The organism is Cyanobacteria bacterium GSL.Bin1 (genome assembly GCA_009909085.1).
Taxonomy (GTDB): Bacteria; Cyanobacteriota; Cyanobacteriia; order Cyanobacteriales; family Rubidibacteraceae; genus Halothece.
The window spans coordinates 14201-35984 of sequence record JAAANX010000036.1 but is presented as its reverse complement, the minus strand read 5'-3'; the positions used below and the strand labels follow the sequence as shown (position 1 = coordinate 35984).

At 39.2% G+C, this 21784-nt stretch carries 14 protein-coding genes and 2 pseudogenes; 4 read left to right on the top strand and 12 right to left on the bottom strand.

Annotated elements, in window-relative coordinates; genetic code table 11:
* Nucleotides 1-7 precede the first annotated feature (7 nt).
* Both GVY04_03075 and GVY04_03070 read right to left on the bottom strand, forming a co-directional pair.
* A complete protein-coding gene (locus GVY04_03075; GenBank protein NBD15143.1) occupies nucleotides 8-994 on the bottom strand; it encodes a glycosyltransferase in 987 nt (328 codons plus the stop codon).
* A 743-nt stretch (nucleotides 995-1737) separates the two neighbouring features.
* Complete coding sequence (locus GVY04_03070) at nucleotides 1738-2229, bottom strand: serine acetyltransferase (protein ID NBD15142.1); 492 nt, start codon at nucleotides 2227-2229, stop codon at nucleotides 1738-1740.
* Between the two features lie 1251 nt (nucleotides 2230-3480).
* Between GVY04_03070 and GVY04_03065 the strand changes: the two genes are divergently transcribed.
* A complete protein-coding gene (locus tag GVY04_03065) occupies nucleotides 3481-6531 on the top strand; it encodes a PKD domain-containing protein (GenBank protein NBD15141.1) in 3051 nt (1016 codons plus the stop codon).
* Nucleotides 6532-6745: 214 nt separating this feature from the next.
* Here the strand turns inward: GVY04_03065 and GVY04_03060 are convergent, their stop codons facing one another.
* From GVY04_03060 to GVY04_03020, 9 genes are all read right to left on the bottom strand, one after another.
* The gene (locus GVY04_03060; GenBank protein ID NBD15140.1) at nucleotides 6746-8446 is read right to left on the bottom strand and encodes a cellulose-binding protein; all 1701 of its coding nucleotides are present in this window, start codon (nucleotides 8444-8446) and stop codon (nucleotides 6746-6748) included.
* Nucleotides 8447-8733: 287 nt separating this feature from the next.
* Nucleotides 8734-9606 carry a sulfotransferase gene (locus GVY04_03055; protein NBD15139.1) on the bottom strand — a complete coding sequence of 291 codons (873 nt, stop codon included), beginning with the start codon at nucleotides 9604-9606 and terminating at the stop codon, nucleotides 8734-8736.
* A 5-nt stretch (nucleotides 9607-9611) separates the two neighbouring features.
* Entirely contained in the window at nucleotides 9612-10574 is a 963-nt protein-coding gene (locus GVY04_03050) for a glycosyltransferase (protein ID NBD15138.1), read from the bottom strand.
* 5 nt (nucleotides 10575-10579) lie between these two features.
* Nucleotides 10580-11536: a sulfotransferase gene (locus tag GVY04_03045; GenBank protein NBD15137.1), complete on the bottom strand. Its 957-nt coding sequence runs from the start codon at nucleotides 11534-11536 to the stop codon at nucleotides 10580-10582.
* 88 nt (nucleotides 11537-11624) lie between these two features.
* Nucleotides 11625-13034 (bottom strand): O-antigen ligase domain-containing protein, encoded by a 1410-nt coding sequence (locus GVY04_03040; protein NBD15136.1) that lies wholly within the window; start codon nucleotides 13032-13034, stop codon nucleotides 11625-11627.
* Between the two features lie 71 nt (nucleotides 13035-13105).
* The gene (locus tag GVY04_03035; protein ID NBD15135.1) at nucleotides 13106-13966 is read right to left on the bottom strand and encodes a glycosyltransferase; all 861 of its coding nucleotides are present in this window, start codon (nucleotides 13964-13966) and stop codon (nucleotides 13106-13108) included.
* A 128-nt stretch (nucleotides 13967-14094) separates the two neighbouring features.
* Nucleotides 14095-15459, bottom strand: a complete 1365-nt coding sequence (locus GVY04_03030) for an oligosaccharide flippase family protein (GenBank protein ID NBD15134.1) — start codon at nucleotides 15457-15459, stop codon at nucleotides 14095-14097.
* A gap of 2 nt (nucleotides 15460-15461) precedes the next feature.
* Nucleotides 15462-16583, bottom strand: coding sequence for a WecB/TagA/CpsF family glycosyltransferase (locus tag GVY04_03025; protein ID NBD15133.1), 1122 nt, complete (start codon nucleotides 16581-16583; stop codon nucleotides 15462-15464).
* A 281-nt stretch (nucleotides 16584-16864) separates the two neighbouring features.
* Nucleotides 16865-19126: an AAA family ATPase gene (locus GVY04_03020; protein ID NBD15132.1), complete on the bottom strand. Its 2262-nt coding sequence runs from the start codon at nucleotides 19124-19126 to the stop codon at nucleotides 16865-16867.
* A gap of 54 nt (nucleotides 19127-19180) precedes the next feature.
* On the opposite strand from GVY04_03020, the gene GVY04_03015 reads away from it, so the two are divergent.
* On the top strand, nucleotides 19181-19399 hold the full coding sequence (locus GVY04_03015; protein ID NBD15131.1) for a hypothetical protein: 219 nt from the start codon (nucleotides 19181-19183) through the stop codon (nucleotides 19397-19399).
* A 186-nt stretch (nucleotides 19400-19585) separates the two neighbouring features.
* Here GVY04_03015 and GVY04_03010 read toward each other — a convergent pair.
* Nucleotides 19586-19789 (bottom strand): annotated as a pseudogene (locus GVY04_03010) (ISKra4 family transposase).
* Between the two features lie 191 nt (nucleotides 19790-19980).
* Between GVY04_03010 and GVY04_03005 the strand changes: the two are divergent.
* Nucleotides 19981-20388, top strand: a pseudogene (locus GVY04_03005) (hypothetical protein).
* 511 nt (nucleotides 20389-20899) lie between these two features.
* Complete coding sequence (locus tag GVY04_03000; GenBank protein NBD15130.1) at nucleotides 20900-21775, top strand: ABC transporter permease subunit; 876 nt, start codon at nucleotides 20900-20902, stop codon at nucleotides 21773-21775.
* The last annotated feature ends 9 nt before the right edge of the window (nucleotides 21776-21784 follow it).

The window sequence follows — 21784 nt, the reverse complement described above, 5'->3', positions numbered from 1 at the left end:
TTAAATTTTAAGCTTTATATTCAATAAGATTAGCTGATCGAGATAAAAATTGATTAATTTTAAATTTCCCCTGTCCGATTGCATTAGGGATTTTGCCAATGACACAAAAAACAGCGTATAAAGCAGCTATTTTAGAAGAGCTGGATTGTCGTTGATAGCGATAAATCTTATAAATAAAAATAGGATAAGCAATTAATAAAAAAAAGCTTAAACTATGACTCCACCAACTGCTAAAAACTATTAAAGCGGGTAATATTCCTCCCCAAAGCCAATTACTGATTGTTTCTTTTACCCAATAACGTTCGGGTTCTTTTCCATGTAACCAAGCAACTTCTGCATAAGCATGACCCGCACGAATATTTCGTTTCCACCACTGACTAAAGGTTGTCATCGCAGCATCATGTAATGTCATGTCTGCATCAAGCCGCCAAATCGTCCAACCCTTTTGACGTAGACGATAACATAACTCGGGTTCTTCGCCAGCGATCAGTTGAGAGTTAAAGCCTTCTACACTACAATAGGCACAAACTCGCATCATTGCATCTCCTCCACAAGCTTGAGTTTGACCCACTGGTGTATTCCATTCCAAATCACAGAGGCGGTTGTAAAGAGAAGCATCGGGAAAGCGTTCTCGGCGACGACCGCAAACTACTGCAATTTCAGGGTGGTTAGTCAGTGTTTCATTAGCCGTTTCTAGCCATCCAGAAACCACTTCGCAGTCTCCATCCACAAATTGAACAAATTCAAGTTCAGGATATACCTTTAGAAGTTGTTCAAATCCTGCATTTCTAGCTCGGGCAGCAGTGAAAGAAATAGATAAATCTAATTCAACAACCTCTACTGAAAATGATTGCGCTAATTCAACACTACCGTCTGTGGAGCCAGAGTCTACATAGACAATGCTAGGTGTTTTTTTAAAAACTGATTTCAGGCACTGATCAAGGCGATCACCTTCATTACGTCCAATAATAACTATTCCAAGTCTCACAACTATCCAGCAACTAATTTATTATGAACTTTTAAGTACTAATTTAATTAAACTTGTTCTAAATTCATTCTTTTGCAGCAATTATTTCTTGATATTTTTTTACGATCTTTTTCGCTTTTTCACCCCACTCAAATTCTTCTGCTCTTTCTATTGATTTAACTGACATATTTTCTCGCAACTCATCATTTTCAACCAGCTTGGTGATATTTTTAGTAAATTCCTGTATTACATATTCTCTTGAAATTGGATCTACCTTTAACCCCTTTATTCTTTTTTGAGAGGTAAAAAATCTACTAATTTATAGAGTTTCTTGCTAAAAACACTTTCGCTTATATAAATTATTTTTTAATTTTGATTGTTTTTAACTTTATCAAGAGCTTTTTTATTTCTTTCATGAGTCACTAATGTAACATCAACAAAATTACTAATATTGACATAAAAATTATATCCCACTAATGGTTCAGAAAACCATTCTGGATTACATTGTTCTATAATTAGTAACCGCTTTTATTTTTTTACAAGTCATTATATATTATAACGATTCTCTAATTCAAGATTTAAATTGTCTAATCAGTGGGATTAATTTCTACTTGTATTAGAATATGTGCAAAGAGTCATTAACAGTAAATCATTACGCCAATAACACGATCAAACTCATATTAGCATCTACTGAATTTCTTGTTGAAAAGCAGATCACACTCTTTAAACCATCCTTTCAGTAAAATAAAAGCTCCAAAAAACCAACTAACTTAACTTTTTACTTTGATTTTTGCAGGAACACCCACTGCTGTTGCACCAGCAGGCACATCAGTTAAAACTACAGCATTAGCACCGACTTTGGCATAATCGCCAATGGTAATACCATAAAGAATTTTTGCTCCTGCACCGATATGAACATGAGCTCCTATTTTAACGTCTTTAACAATAGTTACTTGTTGAAATACTAGACAATTTGAGCCGATATAAGCCTCTGGGTGAATTACGATTCCATTAGGATGAGGCAAGATTAGTCCTCCCCCCAGTTGACAGTTTAAAGGAATATCAGCACCAGTGATCAGGCTCCAAAAACGATGCTTAATGACACAGTAACTGCAAAAAAAGTATCCTAGAGGATTGTTACTTTCTCGCCACCTTTGGTAATCTCTAATAGTCTTAAGGAGTTGACGACTGGGATCCCACCAACGACGACATTTTTCACGACTCCAATCTGGCTCATCAGCAGAAATTAGTGAATTATTCATAAATTTTCGCGAATTTAATAATTAAATAATACAACCTCTAAGATAAATACTTAGCATACTCAGTATTTTCTAAGGTCTGATAAACTTCTTTTTATTTTTTGACATCGTTTTCCCATTTACTGGATAATATCTTCTGGTGACTACTTTTTGCTTTGTTAACTCCTATAAACACCGTATCTTGAACTCTAAGTTATAAAGAGTTTTACTTATTCTTCAATTCATTCTTTTCCAAATCATTCCCAAAAATTATTTACGTGTATTTTGTTAAAGTATTTAAGTGTATTTTATTTTAAATACTTTCAGAGAAAATATTGATATTGTTTACATTTTAAGTTTTTAGTTTTGTAGTATTGTTACTGTTTAAAAAAAATAGATTATTGTTTATTTATTAATAATAAAGAAAATATAAAGCTATTCTTGTTGAAAGAAAAAATGACTTCTAAAACTTGGCTATGGGAAGAAACATTTGATGATTTACTACCTGGAACCATACTGGATGAGGGAGATACAGCTTGGAGTGTAGATATATCTAAAACTCAAACTCCTATTTTTGAAGTGCAAGAGCAAAAGTTTATTGCTCGAAATACAGACCGAGTTGCTCTTTGGCGATCTGATAAAATAGATATTTCTTCAGTAGGTGTTGCTAGTTTTTCTCTGGACATTTGGGGACAGGGAGACCTAGAAGCAACGGGAACTTATGCTGATTTTCTAGAAGTTTCCTATCTCCTTGATGGTCAAGAAATTTCTCTCACTCGCTACAATGGCATATCTAATAGTGGTAATGTAGAGATGGTCGGAACAGAGGGACTCAAGGGTGAAACGCTACAACTGTTTATCCGCACGAAGACGACAGGTGGGGACGAGGCTTATCTGTGGGATAATCTCTCTGTTACTGGTAATATTAGCACAATCTCAGGTGAGTCAAGTACACCCTTTTTTTGGCAAGAAAATTTCGACAGCTTAGCAAATGGTACAACTGTTGATACTGGGACAACAGCTTGGGGTATAGATATATCCCAAACTAATAATCCAATCTTTGAAGTTCAAAATAAGGCTTTCATTAGCCAAAACACTGATGGTTTAACTGTTTGGCAATCAGAAGTCATTGATATTTCTTCCGTTTCTAGCATTAATTTTTCCCTTGATATTCAGGGAGAAGGAGGTTTAGAATCTTCAGGAAGCTACACTGATTCCTTAAGTGTTTCTTATTTACTTGATGAAAATAAAGTAAACATTGTTAACTATCAAGGGATGTTTAACAGTGGTCAGGTAGAAACTCTCAAGGCAGAGGGACTTAGGGGCAACAGTTTCCAGATTTTAATAGAAACGAAGACTACCGCTAGGGATGAGCTTTATCGTTGGGATAATTTGACAGTAACGGTTGCTGACTCTGACGCCACTACTGATACTATAACTGATAGCACTACTGATCACGGAAATTCAGATGTCTTATCCCTCGTCCCCCACAGTGCTGTTACCCATATTGCCGTTAATAATGGTTCTTGGTTTGACCCTCAAACATGGCAAGGTGGAGAGGTACCGGTTTCTGATGCTAATGTCTTGATTGAGCAAGGCGTTGAAGTTACTTATGATCAAAAAAGTGACGCTCGGATTAAGACGATCAGAATAGATGGCAAGCTTGGCTTTACTCAACATAAGGATACAAAGCTGATTGTTGATTTTATAGCAGTTTCTTCCACTGGAACTTTAGAAATTGGTACCGAAGCTACTCCTGTTCAAGCGGGTTCGCAGACTCAGATTATTTTTGCACCAGTCGATCCAGGAAAGGGTGCTATAGATCGAAACTGGGATTCTAAACAGTTAAGCCGTGGTTTAGTAACTGAACATGGAGCTCAAGTAGATATCTGGGGGACTGAAAAAACACCTTATCTCACTTTAGCCGGTGACCATAAAGCCGGTGCCACAAAATTAGTTTTCTCTGAATCAGTTCCCAGTAGCTGGCAGGTTGGAGATAAAATTGTTGTCACTGGAACTCAATGGGATAATACTGGTTCCCATCAAGATAATAGTATTACCCAAGATGAAGTATTAACTATCTCTTCTATAGATGGGAACAAAATTACCTTTTCTCATAATGATGTTGAAGGTAATGCGCTACGCTTCGATCATGTCACTCCAGACGGTTTCGATTTAGATCTTTATGTTGCCAACCTTGATCGCAATATTAGTTTTTCCACAGAAGGTGGAGATAGTGTTCCTATTGGTCAAAGGGGGCACATAATGTTTATGGATCATAATACTGAGATTCATAATACTGGCTTTTATGATTTGGGACGCACTAACAAAGATCTCTATCGGGACAACCCTCGCTTTGATGATCAAGGGAATTTAATTCCAGGAACAGGGACAAATCCACAGGGACGGTACTCAATTCATTTACATAAAGTTTTTGATCATGATGCTAACGATCTAAATTCAGCTAGTATTACTGGAAACGCTGTATGGGGTAGCCCTGGTTGGGGATATGTTGTACATGGAAGTCGTGCGAAAGTAGAAGATAATGTTTCCTTTGATGTTCTTGGCGCGCATTATGTTACAGAAGATGGCAACGAACAAGCTAGCTTCCGTCGTAACATAGCTATCAAAGGAACTGGGGCTGAAACTGATCCGACGGCTGACTTACTTGGAGGAAATAGAAACGGAGAAAGAGACTTTGGTGATTCAGGTATAGGCTTCTGGATCGGTACTAGCTATGCAGCAACAGCTTTTGAGGATAACATTACAACAGGAATGAAGGATGCCGGAATCATTATCTATGGAACGAATGATGGTTTTACTCCTCCAGATGTACCGGTTGCTAACCTTCCTGCAGAGTTACAACATATTGCTGGCAATGCTGATATGATTGGCTCCTGGAAAGTTCCTATTCACGACTTCCGCAAAAATACAGTTTATAACGCTGATAGTGGTATCGAAGTTAGAGGAGTTACTCGTGATGATTGGGGAACTGACCAGTTTAGTATAGACCATAACAAGCAAAGCCTGATTGAAGATTCGTACATTTGGGGAATTCGTGAGACGGGAGTTCAGATCTCCTATGCTTCTTATACAACTCTCAAGGATGCCCTCATTATTGGAAATATACAAAATCCAGTCTTGCGCGATGGAGCAGATATATCTAGCCCACAAGGGATAGGTATTTACTCAGACAAAAATGCTCGCAGTGTTATTTACAACAATGTACATATTGAAGGGTTTGACTTTGGCGCTACAGTTCCTCAAAATTCTATGCAGGGTTATGATACTGAATCACCTTTTGGTCATAGTCAATTGATCAATGGAGTGTTCAAAAACAATAATCAACACCTAGTTGCAGCTTCTGGTCGTGTAAGCAATCGAGCCAGCGCTGATCCTCTTAGCCCTGGAACAGAGGTAGTCCCTATCACTCCTTATTTTGATCTTCAGGGAAATCCAAAGTTTGATGTACCTCTAGCAGATAATCCTCCAGTAGCTCAATTCACGACCCAATCCGTGGGAGGCTATGCTGTCCTTTTTGACGCTAGTCAGTCTTATGACTCAGACTACTCTCTAACTTGGTCAGATCTTCCTAATACTCCTTCTAGTGCGGGAGATAATACCATTGCATCCTTTGCTTGGGACGTTAATAGCGATGGTATATTGGACGGATTCGGACGATATATGACCTATGTCTATGATTCTGCTGGTACATATTCGGTTACTTTGAAAGTGACAGACACTCAAGGAAATACTGCCACAACCAATCAATTAATTGATGTTGAGGATAGCCCGTTTCCTAATGCTCTCGTTAATGGAGATTTTACTTCTTCAGTTAAATCTAATTCGGGTACAACTCAATGGTATAATAGGGGCTGGTACTTTTCTGGTGGTCGTAAGTGGAATCATGATAGTGTAACTGGTTTGGTTTATGCTGACAATCATGGTGCAGGAGGACTAGTCCAGGTCATCCACGATCAATTAGTAACGCGTGGAGTACAAAGCCTTAGCTTTGATGCCAAAAATCTGGGCTCTAGCAATACACTTCGTATGCAAATATATGGTGTTAATGGTAGATTTGAGCTCAGTAACTGGAGTACTAATTCTCCCGATAACATTAGCAACACTATGCCTTTCGAATCCATAACTCTCTTTGATTCAGGAAACCTTGCCACTGCGGAATTTGATTGGACAACAATTCAAAATAGTATTGACTTTGGTCATGGGTACGAATTCATTGCCGTACGTTTGTTTACGTCTGGAGTTACAGACAACGAACTTCAGGCAGTAGATAATATCTTCATTGGTACAGATACAGTTATTTGAGCTGATACTGATAAAGATCAAGCCTAATCGTCAGGCGGACACCCTAGCGACTTCGTTCGAGTAAGTTCTTACATATAGGGAATCACTCAAAAGATCAATTAGCTTAGAATTGGCAGAGAAATCCATTTCAATATCGTTGGAAAATTACATTGGTACAATTTGGTATTTTGTGGATTACAATGATGCATCATGACTTGTTTAGCATTACTCAGCACTACCGAGAATGAATCAAGTCAATCAAAGCATCATATTTAGGAGAACTCTCTTGATTGACATATTCCAAAACACCCCAACTGCCCCACTTGCTCGCTTGACCAATGTCAGAGAAATTGACAAATAATCCCCCCCCCAACTCCTGCCATTGACTCAAATACTCCCGATAAAGCTCTCCCATTCTCGGGTCGCGATTCGCCTCAATAAACAGCTTCGTAACCGCTGTATTATTTTCGACCCCACCGCGACCTACTAAATGCTGACCTCCCTCATAAGCGAGCAATTGCAACTGCTCTTGCTCAGCCAGTTCCACATAATTTTGCATATTTTGGTAAGCCTGTTGCAAGGCCCCACCAGGGGGGCCATCCGGCAGAATCCCCCCTTGACTCAGCTCATCAAACAGCTTGCTCAGACCGCCATCGGCTTCAGTGGTCCAACTTTCTACCACTGTTTCATGAGCAGGTTTCCCTAAACTGCCAAAATAAGGCGCAATGGCAATGGCATCAATTCCATACTCAGCGTGGCTCAGAGGAGATTCTGCCCAAGCCTGATAATTCAGAGCCTTTTGTGCTGTCCAAGGGTTAGCCGCTTGCGCTCCCATCACGCCAATCACGCGCTCTTTCTCTGGCCCAAAAACTTCATCCCACAGGCGAGTGATTTCAGTGGTTCGTTTGCCAAACCACTCCAGTCCCTTGCCGTAGCCTCCTTCTCCCCATTCTTGTTGAGCTTGTTTTTGCACCCACTGAGCCTGTTCAAATTGAGAGTTCCACACTTCGTTGGAATACTCGACATAGACCTTTAAGTCTGGGTCAAGATGGTCTCGCACATAGCTGGCAAAATTAATGACGTATTCGTCAGTGGCTTGATGAGGGATAGTAAACCAGGGGTCGCTGTCAGTGCGGTTGGCTAACTCCACCATAATTTCAACTGGAGCTCCCGCTTGGGACCAGGTCGCATCTTCTAAGGTGGGTCGGTGACTCCACTCTTTTTGAGTTGAGTTATTGGTTTTCATCCAGTCCATGAAGCGAAAAGCGGCAAAGGGTTGAATTTTTTCGATGAAGGTAGGATTAAACAGGGCGCTGGGGTCACTGTTTTCAGAAGTGACAGGGAGCACACGAATTTGGCGCAGATAGTTGCCAGTTTGGTTAGGGTCGGTCTCAGTAATTTTCAAATAAATGCCTGAGTTAGAGGGATTGACCCTAATGACATCGCGACCGGGACTAGAGGCGGCAGGGACGCGAGTGGCATCAAAGTCATATTCAATTGTTCCTTCCCCTTCATAAAGAACAACATATTCTCCTCCGGGATAGTTGCCTTCGAGCTCGCGGAAGAGCAGAGTTCCCACGTAAGTATATTCAGTGCTGTCTTTTGGGGAGGGAAGGGACTTAACCCAACCGTTGGCATCGAGGTCAAGTTGGTCGGATTCATTGGTATTCCAGACGCCGGATTTTTGAGGCAGCCAAGGGCGGGAGGAGTGAAACCCGTCGCGAAATGGCAGTTGGCTTGACCAGTCGTTGATACTATTCAGATTAGTTCCAATATTCGTTTCAACTTTGCTTTGAGAAGATAAATAAATTTTATTGTCAATATCCTGTTTGACTGTTGTTTGAAAGGAATTAAATCCTTTAGTTAAAAAGGACGCGATTAAAACCAAAGATAATGCTACCGTAAAGATTAAAAATAATCTTCTGAGTTTAATCATTTTTTTTAGAGCTAATTTCTAAAGATCAGATGGGTTATAGCAATCAAAAGTCAGATGTGAGAGCCCAATTTTCTATACTTGTTGTGTCAAAGGTGGCTTCCTCTCATGAATAATTTCTGAGTGCTATAACCCTGTTCTGTCACTCTCCGTAAACATCGATGTATTAAGAACTTTCAGTAAATATCTTTCATCCATACTATTTTCCTATTAATTAGAATAACTTTACTTTGGTGTCTAAATTTCTGAGTACTCTAATTGATAGCTCAGATTAAGAACCAATATGGATTTCAGCGTTCTAACCAATCTAAAGATTGAGACTGAGTTTTGGCTTTAAAGTTTTCGCAACAAAGTGAAGTCCCCAGCCAAGAACTTAGTATAGATAAGTCTCTATCAAAAACTTCTTGTAGATACTCTATTTGTTTGAGCTCAAGTTCTGGTTTTTTTTTGATCATCCATAAGCGTCTAATCGAATTGCGCCAGCTTTTAGGAATAAATGTACGTCGAATTTCTCTGAGTCCAGGCACTTCAACTAAAAAGTCCCTCCACCAACTCTTGCGCATCCGCTCATTTGAAACATTTTGAGCATCCAGTTCTCTATTCCAAATCGGTTGACCTTTATAACCGATAAAGCGGCAAATTCTTTCCAATTCCTCTTGTTTATGAGTGAGAAGCCTTTCAAAAAAAACGGGTAAAACTGATTGTTGTCCAAAAGTCTCAAAATAAGGCTTTAACTGCATACTATAGCAGCTATAATCAATCAGTTCACGGTGCTGATTAACAGCTTGATTAATCTCTACTGAAATCACTTTTTGCGTCCATTCATGAATATAGTGGGACACTAGTCTATCAATTGGGTGGCGTATTATATAGATAAATTTTACTCCTGACAGGTGCTGGCAAATGCGTTCAACGGTGTGGGGATAAGTTGGTAATTTGGTATAGTGTGTACTGGATTCACCACATAATTCGTTAGCTCTAGCTTGCTGAAAGTGTGCTAAATACCACTCTATTCCTCGATAATACTCTTGGTCGTCGCTGAAAAAGTTGGGTTCTTTCAGCGTACTCATAAAAATACTAGGTTGTAGAGCAAGTTGCTCATGCAGTGTGCTGGTACCACATTTCATGGCACCGATAATAATAAAATCGGGACAATTGTTCATTGCTATTAATCATTTCTCCGAGAAATAAAAGACGGTTTCGAGGATTCCAACCAATTTATCCAAATATCGCGCGCTGCAAATTCACAAATATGAGGCTGCTTATGATTAACTAGCTCTCGCACCAGCGAAATACTTCGACCGGCAAGCCAAAACAAGTTAGCAGTTAATAGTCCAATTGAACCGTAAAATTTTGTAAAGTACCTTGAGCGCGATTGATAAAGGTAGGTTGGAGGACGTTTGCAAGATGCAACGTCAGTCTTTACCGATCCACTTCCGCCGCGGAGATGTACGACATGGGCTTCAGGCCAATGGAGAATTTTCCACCCAGCATCTCTCGTTCTGCGACAATAATCAATATCATCAAAATACATAAAATATCCCTCATCCATCAAGCCAACTTGATCGATTACTGCACGCCGAATTAGGACACAAGCAAAGCTCGTCCACTCCGGTTCTATAGGTTCGTCAGATACTGGAATGGGCACATCATAAAATTTAAGGAGTTTAGTAATTGGTCCAGTTGCAGCAGAGGCAATTAACTCGCTAACTGGGGAATGATAACGAAAACAGCTAATTTGTGGAGTACCATCGGACCACTCTAAACGTGGACTGATTATGCCAGCCTCTGGATGTGTTCTCAAAGCATTCAATAATGCTTTAATCGCCCCAGCCTGAACAACTGTATCGCTATTTAAGAGTAAGTAAGCATCTGCAACAACAGCTTCAATCCCAAAATTATTGCCTGCTGAAAATCCGCCATTGATAGGGGATGGTAAAACTTGTACCCATGGTCTCCAGTTATTTGTAGTAATTGCCCTTTCAATTTGTGTCACTGAGCCATCCCCAGAGGCATTATCAACTACTATGACAGAATGCTTATCTGCCTCAACTTGATTTTGAAGAGCAGATAAGCATTCAATGACAAGGGTTGGCGTGCGATAGTTGAGAATAATTATCGCAAGATGCATAAAATTTACTTAAGATGAGCTTTTACAATTTCGTTAAGTTGTAGTTGAATCCGCTTCTGCCAATGTATCAGTCCAAATTTTCGCGAAAAGTAATCTGATAAAAACAGTAACAGACCAAATTTTTGGACTCGAAACCATACGCGGAACCACCAATCTTGTCGGTTGAGTCTTCGCTCCATTGTAGAAGTAATCGTTAGCAGTGGTAGTCCACTTAGTTGATATCCGCGCTCAAGTAACATAGTTGAAATCCGAGATTCAACCAACTGAATTTCCCGCTTTGACATTTTGGATTTCCACTGGCAAATTAAGTTTGGATTAGGGAAATCATAACTAGTTTTCTGAGGATAACTCAGCATTGCTAAATCAAAGGGGATACCGATAAATTCACACAGACGCGTTAGGTTATTAATCGGATTGGAAATCAAGTCTTCATAAGTGATCTCAATTTGCTGCTCTGCTGGAAGTTTTTGACAGAGTTGTGTCCACAAAGACTCTGCTTTGAGCCAACGCTCAGCTCCTGTCCAAACATTCCCTGCCCAACCCATAGGAATGCAAGAACGAGCTACATCTCTGCCATCACGGATTAAATGGATGAATCGAGCATCAGGCCAAATTTTCAACAATTGGTCAAAATGACGGTGAACTGTAGCACCAACAAGAGATTTTCCTCTGGCCTCCCGCTTTTGACATAAAAAACTGTTAACTAATTGAGGGTAGTTTAAAGAACGGTCAATGGTAAAACCAGTCGCTTGAAAGATCCGATGAGTTTCTAACCATTTGTAATACTCTTCAAGTTCTGGCCAACCATTACTGGCAGTTATCCGATCAACTACATACTCAAATTCGTTACACCAAGCAAGTTGAGGATGGTGATCAAGCATGAGTCTTAAAACTGTGGTGCCTGAACGCTCAGCTCCAACGAGAAAAATGGGTTGAGTGATTAAAGGGGTATGTGCTTCCACTTTAGAAAAATCTCTAAGCTTATATTTTCGTTATGACTATTTTTGTTATACCTACTCTTTTAGCTGGCTTAATTTGAGTGGTGTTGTACTAATTTTTTTCTTGTTGTACTAGCCCGGATATACCGCCACAGGCAAGTATAAAGACTGGATTAATCATGGCATTCAAGGTACAGTCAAGCATGTACAAAACGACTACTACAGCGAGTACTGCTGCTGGTGCTACTTGGCGGTGAGACCAATATTTTGCTGGATAACGCAGGCAGCAAAATCCAACAACAGGCAATAGCATTGATGTTGTTAAACTGATTAGACCAACATAGCCATGTTCTCCAAAGGTAATAATCCAAAGGCTATCAGTAGTTGTAATATCTACCAGTTCTCCTGCCCAGTTTTCTTCATATACTCTTGATCGCCCCCATCCTCCCCAACCAAAAATTGGTTGCTGACGTGCTTTCTCTGCAAGTATTTCTTCATTGTCAATCCTGAATTCTAAAGAGCCGGCTCGGTCTTCATTAAAAATTGTAGCTGCCCAAGAAACGACGCGATCGCCATTTAAGTTACCGCTTGACCCTAAGTATAGGTAGAACAATATGCTAGCCGTTAACAGTAGCAACATCACTGCAGTCCGAAACCAACGAGCTATAAATAAAATAACTAATCCAGCTAACATATAGACGTAGGCTCCAGTAGATTTAACTAAAATCAGGGTGATGATTAAAGTTATTACAAGATAAGGCATTGGAATGCCCCATAGTTGTCTAAGAACTCCAGTTTTCCAAAGCCAAATTCCTACTAATGTGGCTGCCATTATCCACATTCCAACCATTAACCCATGCTGCATGAATACTGTTGGTCTAAATCCTCCGTAGCGCATTGTTTGAGCAAATGAGTGAGGATGGTAACCATAAATCAAATTATGTAACTGTGGACTCATCCGGACTTCATACAAGCATAATGGAACATAAATGAGACCACCCCAAAAAATACCAATGGCTAGTCGTTTTAGTCCAGCTAAGCTGTTAAGGTAAAAGCGCCCCAAAAAATAAGGTCCTCCCCAAAATATAGTTTGTGCGAGTGAAGCTGATAAGCCATCGTACCAACCAAGACCATTAGCTATTGAAGAAGCAAAAGGGCACAGACACCAAATCAACATTGGTAAATCAAACCAACTCAATCGAAATGAACGAAGATGTTTTGCATAGTAAATTAAGGCAGCAGGAACAATTAACACTAAATCGAACCAACCCCATCGAAAACCTGATCGAAATAAGCGAAAAGGCTTTCCATAGGAGGTAAGAGTAGCTAACAATATGCCATAGCAGGTTGCTGATATTTTGGTATAGTCTGGAAGCCCCTGTATAGGGAAGCTTGCCTCTGGGAGAAACAGCCAAGCTCCTATGAAACAACTAACCACTGCTTGTTGAGGGCCAAAATACCTAAAAATATATATGATGAATGGAATCCAGCCAAACATAACTATGGATACTAAAAAACTCATAGCTTTTCTAAAAAAATAAGAATATAGGCAACTAGATGAGATACTAAATTTACTATATATAAAGATTTGCTTTAGAATCCTACTATCTTGTCAATCAAGTTTTGAATTGGTAAAAGTTTCCGTTTGATTCTTCCTATCAAACTTTTATCTCTTACTAGCTTGAATTGTTTTAGTTGTTTGTCAAAAGGTTCTTGTTGACGACGGCGAGCATCTGCCGCAATCCATTTCGCATAATCTTCTGCTGATTGAAAACCGCGGCTACGAGCAGTCAGTGCTGCCTCTGTTCCGAGAGCACCAGATTTTGTTTTGAGATTCAGGGGTGATCGTGGGTCATCCATGTTATGGGCGTATAATAACGGAACAGGATAACCGTTAATTAAACCGTCAAAGGTCATAGCTGGGCGATTAATAGGAATACTATGCCCTCTCGGTTGACTAAGTTTGTAGCGCAGCAGGTATTCTTTTCGAGCTAAAAAAGATTGTCCTTGAATAGTGATCGTTCGAAACACCCGTTCGCCAGAAAGTTCAACTATGTTTTGCTGTGCTAGATTTTCGTCCCAATCTTCTGGCATGAAGATCCAGCAACCGAGCATACCAAAATTAGGTTGTTTGCGAATCATAGGTGCAATTTTTTCGGTCCAACCTGGGGGAAGGAGTATATCATCATCAACTTTGCCAACTACGTCGCTTGTCGCTGTTTCAAAAAACCACATACATGGTTCAAACTGTCCAACATTCTTTGGATTGAAATGCCGTTTAGCTACACGTGTATCACTAATTGAGGCAATTAGGTCTGCTGTTCCATCCTTAGAACCATTATCCCAGCAATAAAGTCGAAAATCTGATGGATCTTTCAAGATGTTTGAAAGTGTTCTCTCCACATATTCTCGACGATTCCAGGTGATGAAGAGCAAGTCTACTGGTGAAGACATTTAGAAAAACCTTGTACTTTAAAATTGTGAGAATAGTTGTTATCACTTTACGGAAATTCAATTATTAAAGACTAATCATTAAAAATACTACATGGGCTTATCATTAGCTTCAGGCTTTATTTTGTATCTCATTGAAATGAGAAATTCTGTAAAATTCCGTTGATAGGAATTCCATAACCCAGACTAATGCGACTAAATAAAATTAGAGAAAGTAATCCAATAAGCAGTATACTTGCCTGAATATCCTGCAATAAAGGTGATAAGTTTTCTTTCCAAAGACCATAGGTAACTACTCCATAAAAAGGAAGATCATTTAATGCTATTACAATTACAACTCCTAAAACTCCTATTATAGAAAATCCTAAGGGCAATCCAATTATCATATATATAAACTTAAAAAAGTTGCCGAAAGCTATATATCTAGGATTACCAATAGCAAAGAGTACTGGATTAATTGTTACCGATAGTAAACGTGGCCAAATACCTAATGCAAGAATTGGCAACATCCAAGCACCTTGAGCATATCTTTCATCATACAAAGCTATGATCAACCAATCGCCAAAGCTAATTAAAATGCTTAAGAAAATGGCAAACCCAATCAGGATTAAAGTTCGCTCTTGCAACAATTTACGGCGAAGGCTCGAGCGAGGGAGATTAGTCATTTGAGAAACTACTGGAAAAATTACTTTATTGCTTACTTTTTGAATGATCTGGCGCGGCATATCTGCAAATAGAAAAGCAATAGTATAAATACCTAACATCTCTAGTGATAGGAGTTTTCCTAGAAGCAATCGATCAGTTTGAGAAGCTAAAAACGTCATGGCTGTTGATACAAATATCCATTTCCCAAAGACAATAAGTTCATTAACAGCCTCTTGATTCCAAGCCAAAAAATTAGTTTTTTCTGGAACTAATCTGTGGCTCCAGATCATTTTTAGAATACTAGTAACAAAATTACCTATGATCAATGCCCAGATACTCGGATGAATAGCTGCCCAAATAATCATTACTATCATTCCAAGCACTTGTACTTTTAACTCAAATTTTGTTAATTTACCGAGTGCAATTCGGCGATTAAGGGTGAATATAGCCGTAGAGTTAAAGCCAGCAATAACTGTTGTTAAGCCAACAGTAGGAAGTAACCAAATTAATCGAAGATCATTATAAAATTGAGCAACTGGCCAAGCAATAAGAAAGCAACAAAGCCACAGCCCAAAGCCTCTTATTAACTGTATTGTCCAAGCAGTATTATAAAAGTCTGGATCTTCGCCGCGTTTGTTTTGAATAATACTTGGACCAATTCCAACATCAGAAAATAAGTTGAGACCAGTAATAAAGGTATTCACCAAAGCCATTAGCCCAAATAGCTCAGGGACTAGCAAGCGCGTTAGAACTAAGTTACTAACTAATCTTAGCCCTTGGCTGAAGCCATATCCAAATACGGTCCAAGCAGCACCTTGAATGGCAAGCTTCTTTGTCGCAGTTGATGGCATATTTACTTTTGAGAAGGATTAGGAATGCAATAATTTAGTAAAAACTCTATGGTCTTTGGAGTTAGCCAATTTTTATTTATAGCTATTTCCTTAAATTTTAAATTTGTACTTTCTTGATCTTTTAAAATCTCAGCAATCTGCTGCTCATTTAATAGAGATGCAGCTCTACAAAGTTGTTCGATTGTTTTTCTTTTTGGCTGACTAGCTAATTGATCGAATTCACGAGTAAAAAAATTAATAGTTTCTGCTTTGAGCCATCCGTTCTGTATAACAATTTCGCTAAAACAAAGTGTACTATTCTCCCTTTGTAAACTGAGTATATAATTTACTTGCTCTTGTGAGAGCAAATCAGCTTTCTGTAAAATAAGCCAAATCGGTTCTTTGTATTGATAAAAATTGAGCTTTTGCTGTAAAATTAACCAAAAGAAAGGAAGGCTTTCTACCAAATATCTTTTCCACAATCGCTTAGGATCACACAATAGTCGATATAACCATTCCAGTCCTCTATCACTCATCCATTTAGGTGCTCTTTTAAAACGTTTAGCTTCAAAATCAATGGTGGCTCCAATAGCTAGAAAAATTTTAATATTTTTCAATTCATTCCTATATTTGTTAATCCATTTTTCCTGCTTAGGAGCTCCTACGCCTACAGCTAAAACGGTTGCCTTAGATTCATTAATTAGTTTAACGATTTTTTTTGATTCCCTTTCATTACTTGCAAAACTGAAAGATGGGGAATAGGATCCAACTACTATTTCTCTGCCCACTTTATGATTAATGTTTTGCCTAGCTAGATCGGCTATTCCTTTAGAACCTCCTAACAAAAAAATTTGTATACTTTTATCATGCTTGTAATAGTCATAAAATTGAGGAAAAAAATCAGAGCCAGATATTTTTTCTTGGATTTTATTACCTAAAAACCAAGAAGTCCATTGTAGAATTTTGCTGTCACAAATCACATAATCGGCATTACTATATGCTACAAAAAAATCAACGTCTTTTTGTAGCTTTACCATATGATCAAGATTAGGAGTGACGACAAATCCGCCTTTCTTAATTTTTTTTAATAATTCTTTTAGGGAAGTATTGTATATATTAATATTTAGAATTTTACAGGTTTCCATTAAGTGCTTCCAAGTTCTCAAGTATTAATTTTGATTAAGAGCCAAGCAAGAGTTTTTCATCAATAGCTAAGGTGCCTCGTGAGTTAAGCTCAAAGCCAACAAAGTGTACCAGATCAACAGATGGTCAGAGAGTATATTGAGTAAGCTGGTTACACTCTGGTCATACCAAACTGAGTATGTTAAATCAACTCGTAAAATACCAATTGAGAAAGCATTTAATTTGAAAATTAGCAAAAAAAAATTTCTAAATCCGTAGGCTCTTCTTTTGATTAGTTTACTTTTTAGTCAAAAAATCTGTCATATAAATCACTGTTATAGGGATTGCGAAATTCATCAATGATATATTTTTCTGATACATTGTGATTTGAACTGTTTTTTTGTTTTAAAGCCTGTTTAATAGCAACGACTCCTAAAACATTCAAATTATAATCATTGAGTTGTTTGATGCTTTTTTCTACCAGAGAACATTTAGATTTGTTAATTTCTGAAACTAACATGATTCCATCCGTATGAGCAGCAAGAAAATTAATATCCGTAGATTGGGATAAAGGAGGACCATTATATATCACAAGGTCATATTTTTCTTGCCAAGCCTTCATCAGTTGTTTTATTTGATTCGACCAAAGCCTTTTACCAGTCTTACGTAAAGAAACACCTAAAGTCAAAACAGATAGGTTATCCACTTGTGAACTTCGGATAACTTCTCCCGAGTTACTATCTTTTCTTAAACTATGCTCCGAGTCTCCCTTATCATCTATGTTTAATGGATGACGAAATTGGGAGTCTTGAGAATCAGCATCAATTAGAATCACTTGATTTCCCATAGCAGCAGCTACTTGCGCTAGGTTAAAAGCAACTATAGATTGATTTTCATTCGGTTCCACAGATGCCACGACTAGAGATTGAATGGAAGGATTAGTATAGGTTAAACAAAGTTTAGTATATAAAGACTCAATAGCATTGACAAATGGTATTGATTTTTGGGGATAAGACCCCTTAAATTTTTCCCCTACAAAAGGAATCGTTTCTAAAAGTGGTACTGAAACTTTATCTGGAATATCTTCTGAGTCATAAAAAACATCGCGGCGTTTCTCAACTAGAAGTGCTACTATTGAGCCGAGAAGCATTCCTCCTACTATCCCTGCTAAAAGTTGTTTGTTTCTATCGGTTGCAGTGGCTTCAGGATCACCATTAACGTCTCGGTTAATTTGAGGCTCGCTCACGAGCTCCCATGGCATCTTATTTTGAGAAATTTCCAAACGCAGTATTTCTCTCTGGCTCTTGAGTCGATTAACAATTTGGTTGGTCAGTCCAATTTGTTCCTCTACTTCTCTATACTGGCTTGCAATTTCGGGAAACTGATCTGCTTGCTCAGCTACCTTTTCTTTACTTGCTGTTAAAGACTGATAGCGCGATCTCAATTCCTCAATTTGATTTGTAGTATCTACTAGTTGTTGGATCTGATTAAGACGAGTGGGGTCTTGATATTCTAAAGCTGGAGAATTACTGTCTACAGGAATTGAAATTTGATCTAAAAGTTGCTGTGTTTTTTGATTAAGTAAGTCAATCAGATTTTGTTGCTGCTCTTTGAATTCTTGTAAGACCGGAGTGTTGGATCTAAAGCGCGCTGAAGTGATAGCAATCTCTCTTTCAATTTCTTGGAGCTTTTCTAATAAAGCAACACGGTTAGGATCCTGATTCAAAGCTAAAGCGACTAAAGCCTCACTCGGTGTTAGATTTAATCTTTTCTGCAGCCTATTCTGAAGTGCATTCAATTCTCTAAATTGACTAGCAACTTCTCGTTGTTGTTGCGTTAACTGATGAACTTGAGAAAATAATTCTTGACCTCTGGCATTAGGTTCAATTAACTGATACTCCTGCTGGAGTTGCTTTTGTTGCACCTGGAGTGTAGATAGCTCCTTTTGCAGCTGAGACAGTTGTTCATCAATAAATTGAACCCCAGCATCAATTCTTTTCTGTTGTTCTTCAGCGCTATAGCTGATAAATTTCTGAGCGGTTACTTCTAAAACTTGCTTGGTTAGTTCTGGCTCTACATCTGTATAAGCCACCTCTATAATTTTAGTTTCATCTCTACGGGTATCACCGACACGTTGGACGGAGAGGTTTTCCTCTAGTTTTTTTATTAGCTTATTAATATTAGCTTCAGGATTTCCCGCTTGAATTTCTTTAGCAATGCTGAGTAACATTCCTTCACCTTTTAAAATTGCTACCTGTGTAGGATAATCTACACTTAATAAATCTTCATTAGGGATTCCCTCAGTTCGGGTAATCGTTGAAGGATCTGTCAGTTTATCAGTTGAAGTTAACGGTTCGATAAGCAACCGAAAATCACCCCCATAACTAAGGGGTTGTCGTAAGGTATTTAAGAAAACGGCAAAAGTAGTTAATCCTGCTATACCAAAAATTAATAAAGCTTTTCGCCGTAGCGTTCTTAAGTAAGGTAGCCAGTTTGGTTGTTCTAACTTTACTTCTTGTAAGTCTTCAAAATTATTAGGTTGAGATGCTTGTAAATGCTTGTTCATAAATTTTAAGTTCTACTAGATGGGGCTTACTAAAAAAATTACGTAACCAAACTAATGCTGGCTTATGAGGGCGGTCAGCATTTAGTGAGCCGAGGGGGTATTGAAAACAATCAAGCGATTACGAATCTGTTTATCGAGGCTAATCGCGACCCGAGAATGGGGGAGATTTATCGGGAGTATTTGACACAATGGCACCAGTTGGGAGAAGACCTCTTCGTGCATTTTTCTGATATCAAGTCCCCTAGTAAATGGGGAAGTTGGGGGGGGCTTTAGAATATGTTAATCAAGAGAGTTCTCCCAAATATGATGCTTTAATTGACTTGATTTAGCTAAATTCTATAGTAGTGGTGGGTAGGGCTGTTCTAGGACTCTGGAGCAGAGATTAACCAAGGCTAAACTTTGTATCTGTTTCCAAGTGAGGTGTTAAGTTCGCCCTAATGGCATGAGAACGGTAGCATGTCACCTTTGCACTCCAATCAGTCCATTAACGTAGGCACATCGATGGGCAAGAACTTGAGGAACATTTTCCTCCTTCCATTGTGCTCCTGAAATTTTGATACGACTACTGATTTGCTTGATTGCTGATTCGACACCACCTGAGCCGATAGAACAGATTTGTTCTTGTTGATAATACTGGTAATTAACAATCCGATGTTGATGTTTACGAGAAAAATGGCACTACTACCCCCAATTCTTCAGAAAGTTTAAGTGCACTCTTGGTGTCTTCTCAAACTGTCTTCGGTTTATTGTTAACCGCAAAAGAATAGATAATGTAAATTTTTATTGAACCTTTTCAGGTATAAACTAAAACCCTGAAAAAATCAGTGATTATTCGGTGATTATTCGGTGATTTCATTCAGGGTAAGCTCATTAGTGACAAGTTAGTTGAGTTGACAGCAGCAGCAGTCAATCATCTGGTGCGATCGCTACCATCAGGTACTGCCTACTGCATCGGTATCGTCTTAATTGTGATGATGACAGGTCGTCTAGTTCACTCTCAAGGCAGTTTAGCTCGTGCCGTTCTACTCTTGGTCTTTCATCTCAAGTGGGGATGGCATCGAGTAGAAATGGCAATGGAAAGAGGAAAAGTATCATTAGATGGATTGTTCGATCGAAGTTTGGAATGGTGTCTGGAAAACCTGCCAGTTGAACCAGTGTGCATCGGTCAAAAGAAACGGGAAATCAATGCTTTGGATAGTTCCACCATCGCCCGATGGCGAGCCAAAGCGGGAATGGACTTGTTGGGAAAAGGATATTATCATCTCCGCTGGCAAGGCAGTACAGCTGTGCGGTATTTCGGAATCCAGTGGCGACCTCAGTTAAGTTAATAGACATCTCCAATAAAGCCCAAAAACAAAGCTGAAAACCTTGCCAGTCCGTTGCCAAATCCTCATTTCTGGAGATGTCTAATGGTTTTCACCAACGGTGACTCGCAAGCCCCGGAATTGAATTCCGGGGAACGAGTCACTCTTAATAGAGCAATCAGGAAGAGAGCCAAGAAACTGAGCAACGCTCAAGGCTTGTGAAACCGTAGGGCGAAAGCCCGCGCCGTAGGCACGCGTTCGGGTTCATTCCTTGAGTCTAGCACCATGCCAGCCCAATATGGTTTCAATGTTTTACGAAGTAAGTTAATCTGTTTCATAAGGTTTTGTGGATTAGGTCTGATAACTTTCCATGAAACCCGTTTCCTGTCTCACTTGGCAACCCCTCTTTTCATTTTTTGTCCTGTACTGAGAGTTTCACCTTGTAACCCTTAACCAATTTAATTTCTGGATGGTCAGTAAAAGTCGTATCCGCCCACAAATTCCCCTCTTTTTGCGTCCAAGCGTTTCTCGGATCCTACTCGCCCTAGGCTTATTGCTGACGCTATTTTTTGTCACAGTTGCCATTTTTGCCCCAACCTGGGCAAGTTGGGGTTGGCTGACTAATCCCACTGAATCGCTGAGTAATCCCATTCATCAAGCACCCAATGCTGAGTATTGGTTTGGCACAACTCGCCAAGGCTATGATGTTTTATCGCGTACGCTTTTTGGAACCCGTGCTGCCTTACAGGTTGTCGTTATTGCTACTGCAATCAGTTTGATTCTGGGAGTGCCGCTTGGCATGATTAGTGGATATTTGGGCGGACGCCTAGATCGCGCCTTACTCTTTTTGATGGATACAATTTATACGCTGCCGGGATTATTGTTATCAGTCACTTTGGCTTTTGTGGTGGGCAGAGGTGTTTTTAATGCCGCGATCGCGGTGAGCATTTCTTATATTCCCCAATACTACCGTGTGGTTCGTAACCACACCACCAGCGTCAAAACCGAACTCTTCATCGAAGCAGCGAGAGCTATGGGGGCTACTCCCAGTCATGTTTTGTCCCGTTATCTCTTTTTTAATGTCATTCAAAGTGTTCCCGTGTTATTCACCCTCAATGCAGCTGATGCTATCCTCATCTTAGGTGGATTAGGCTTTTTAGGTCTAGGTTTACCAGAAAATGTACCCGAATGGGGTTATGCTCTTCGCCAAGCCCTCGATGCACTGCCCACAGGAATTTGGTGGACTACTTTCTTCCCGGGGTTAGCCATGACACTCATGGTTTCAGGGTTCTCTCTATTAGGAGAGGGGCTGAGCGAAATTTTCGATCCTCGTGAAGAAATTTAAGCGTAAAAA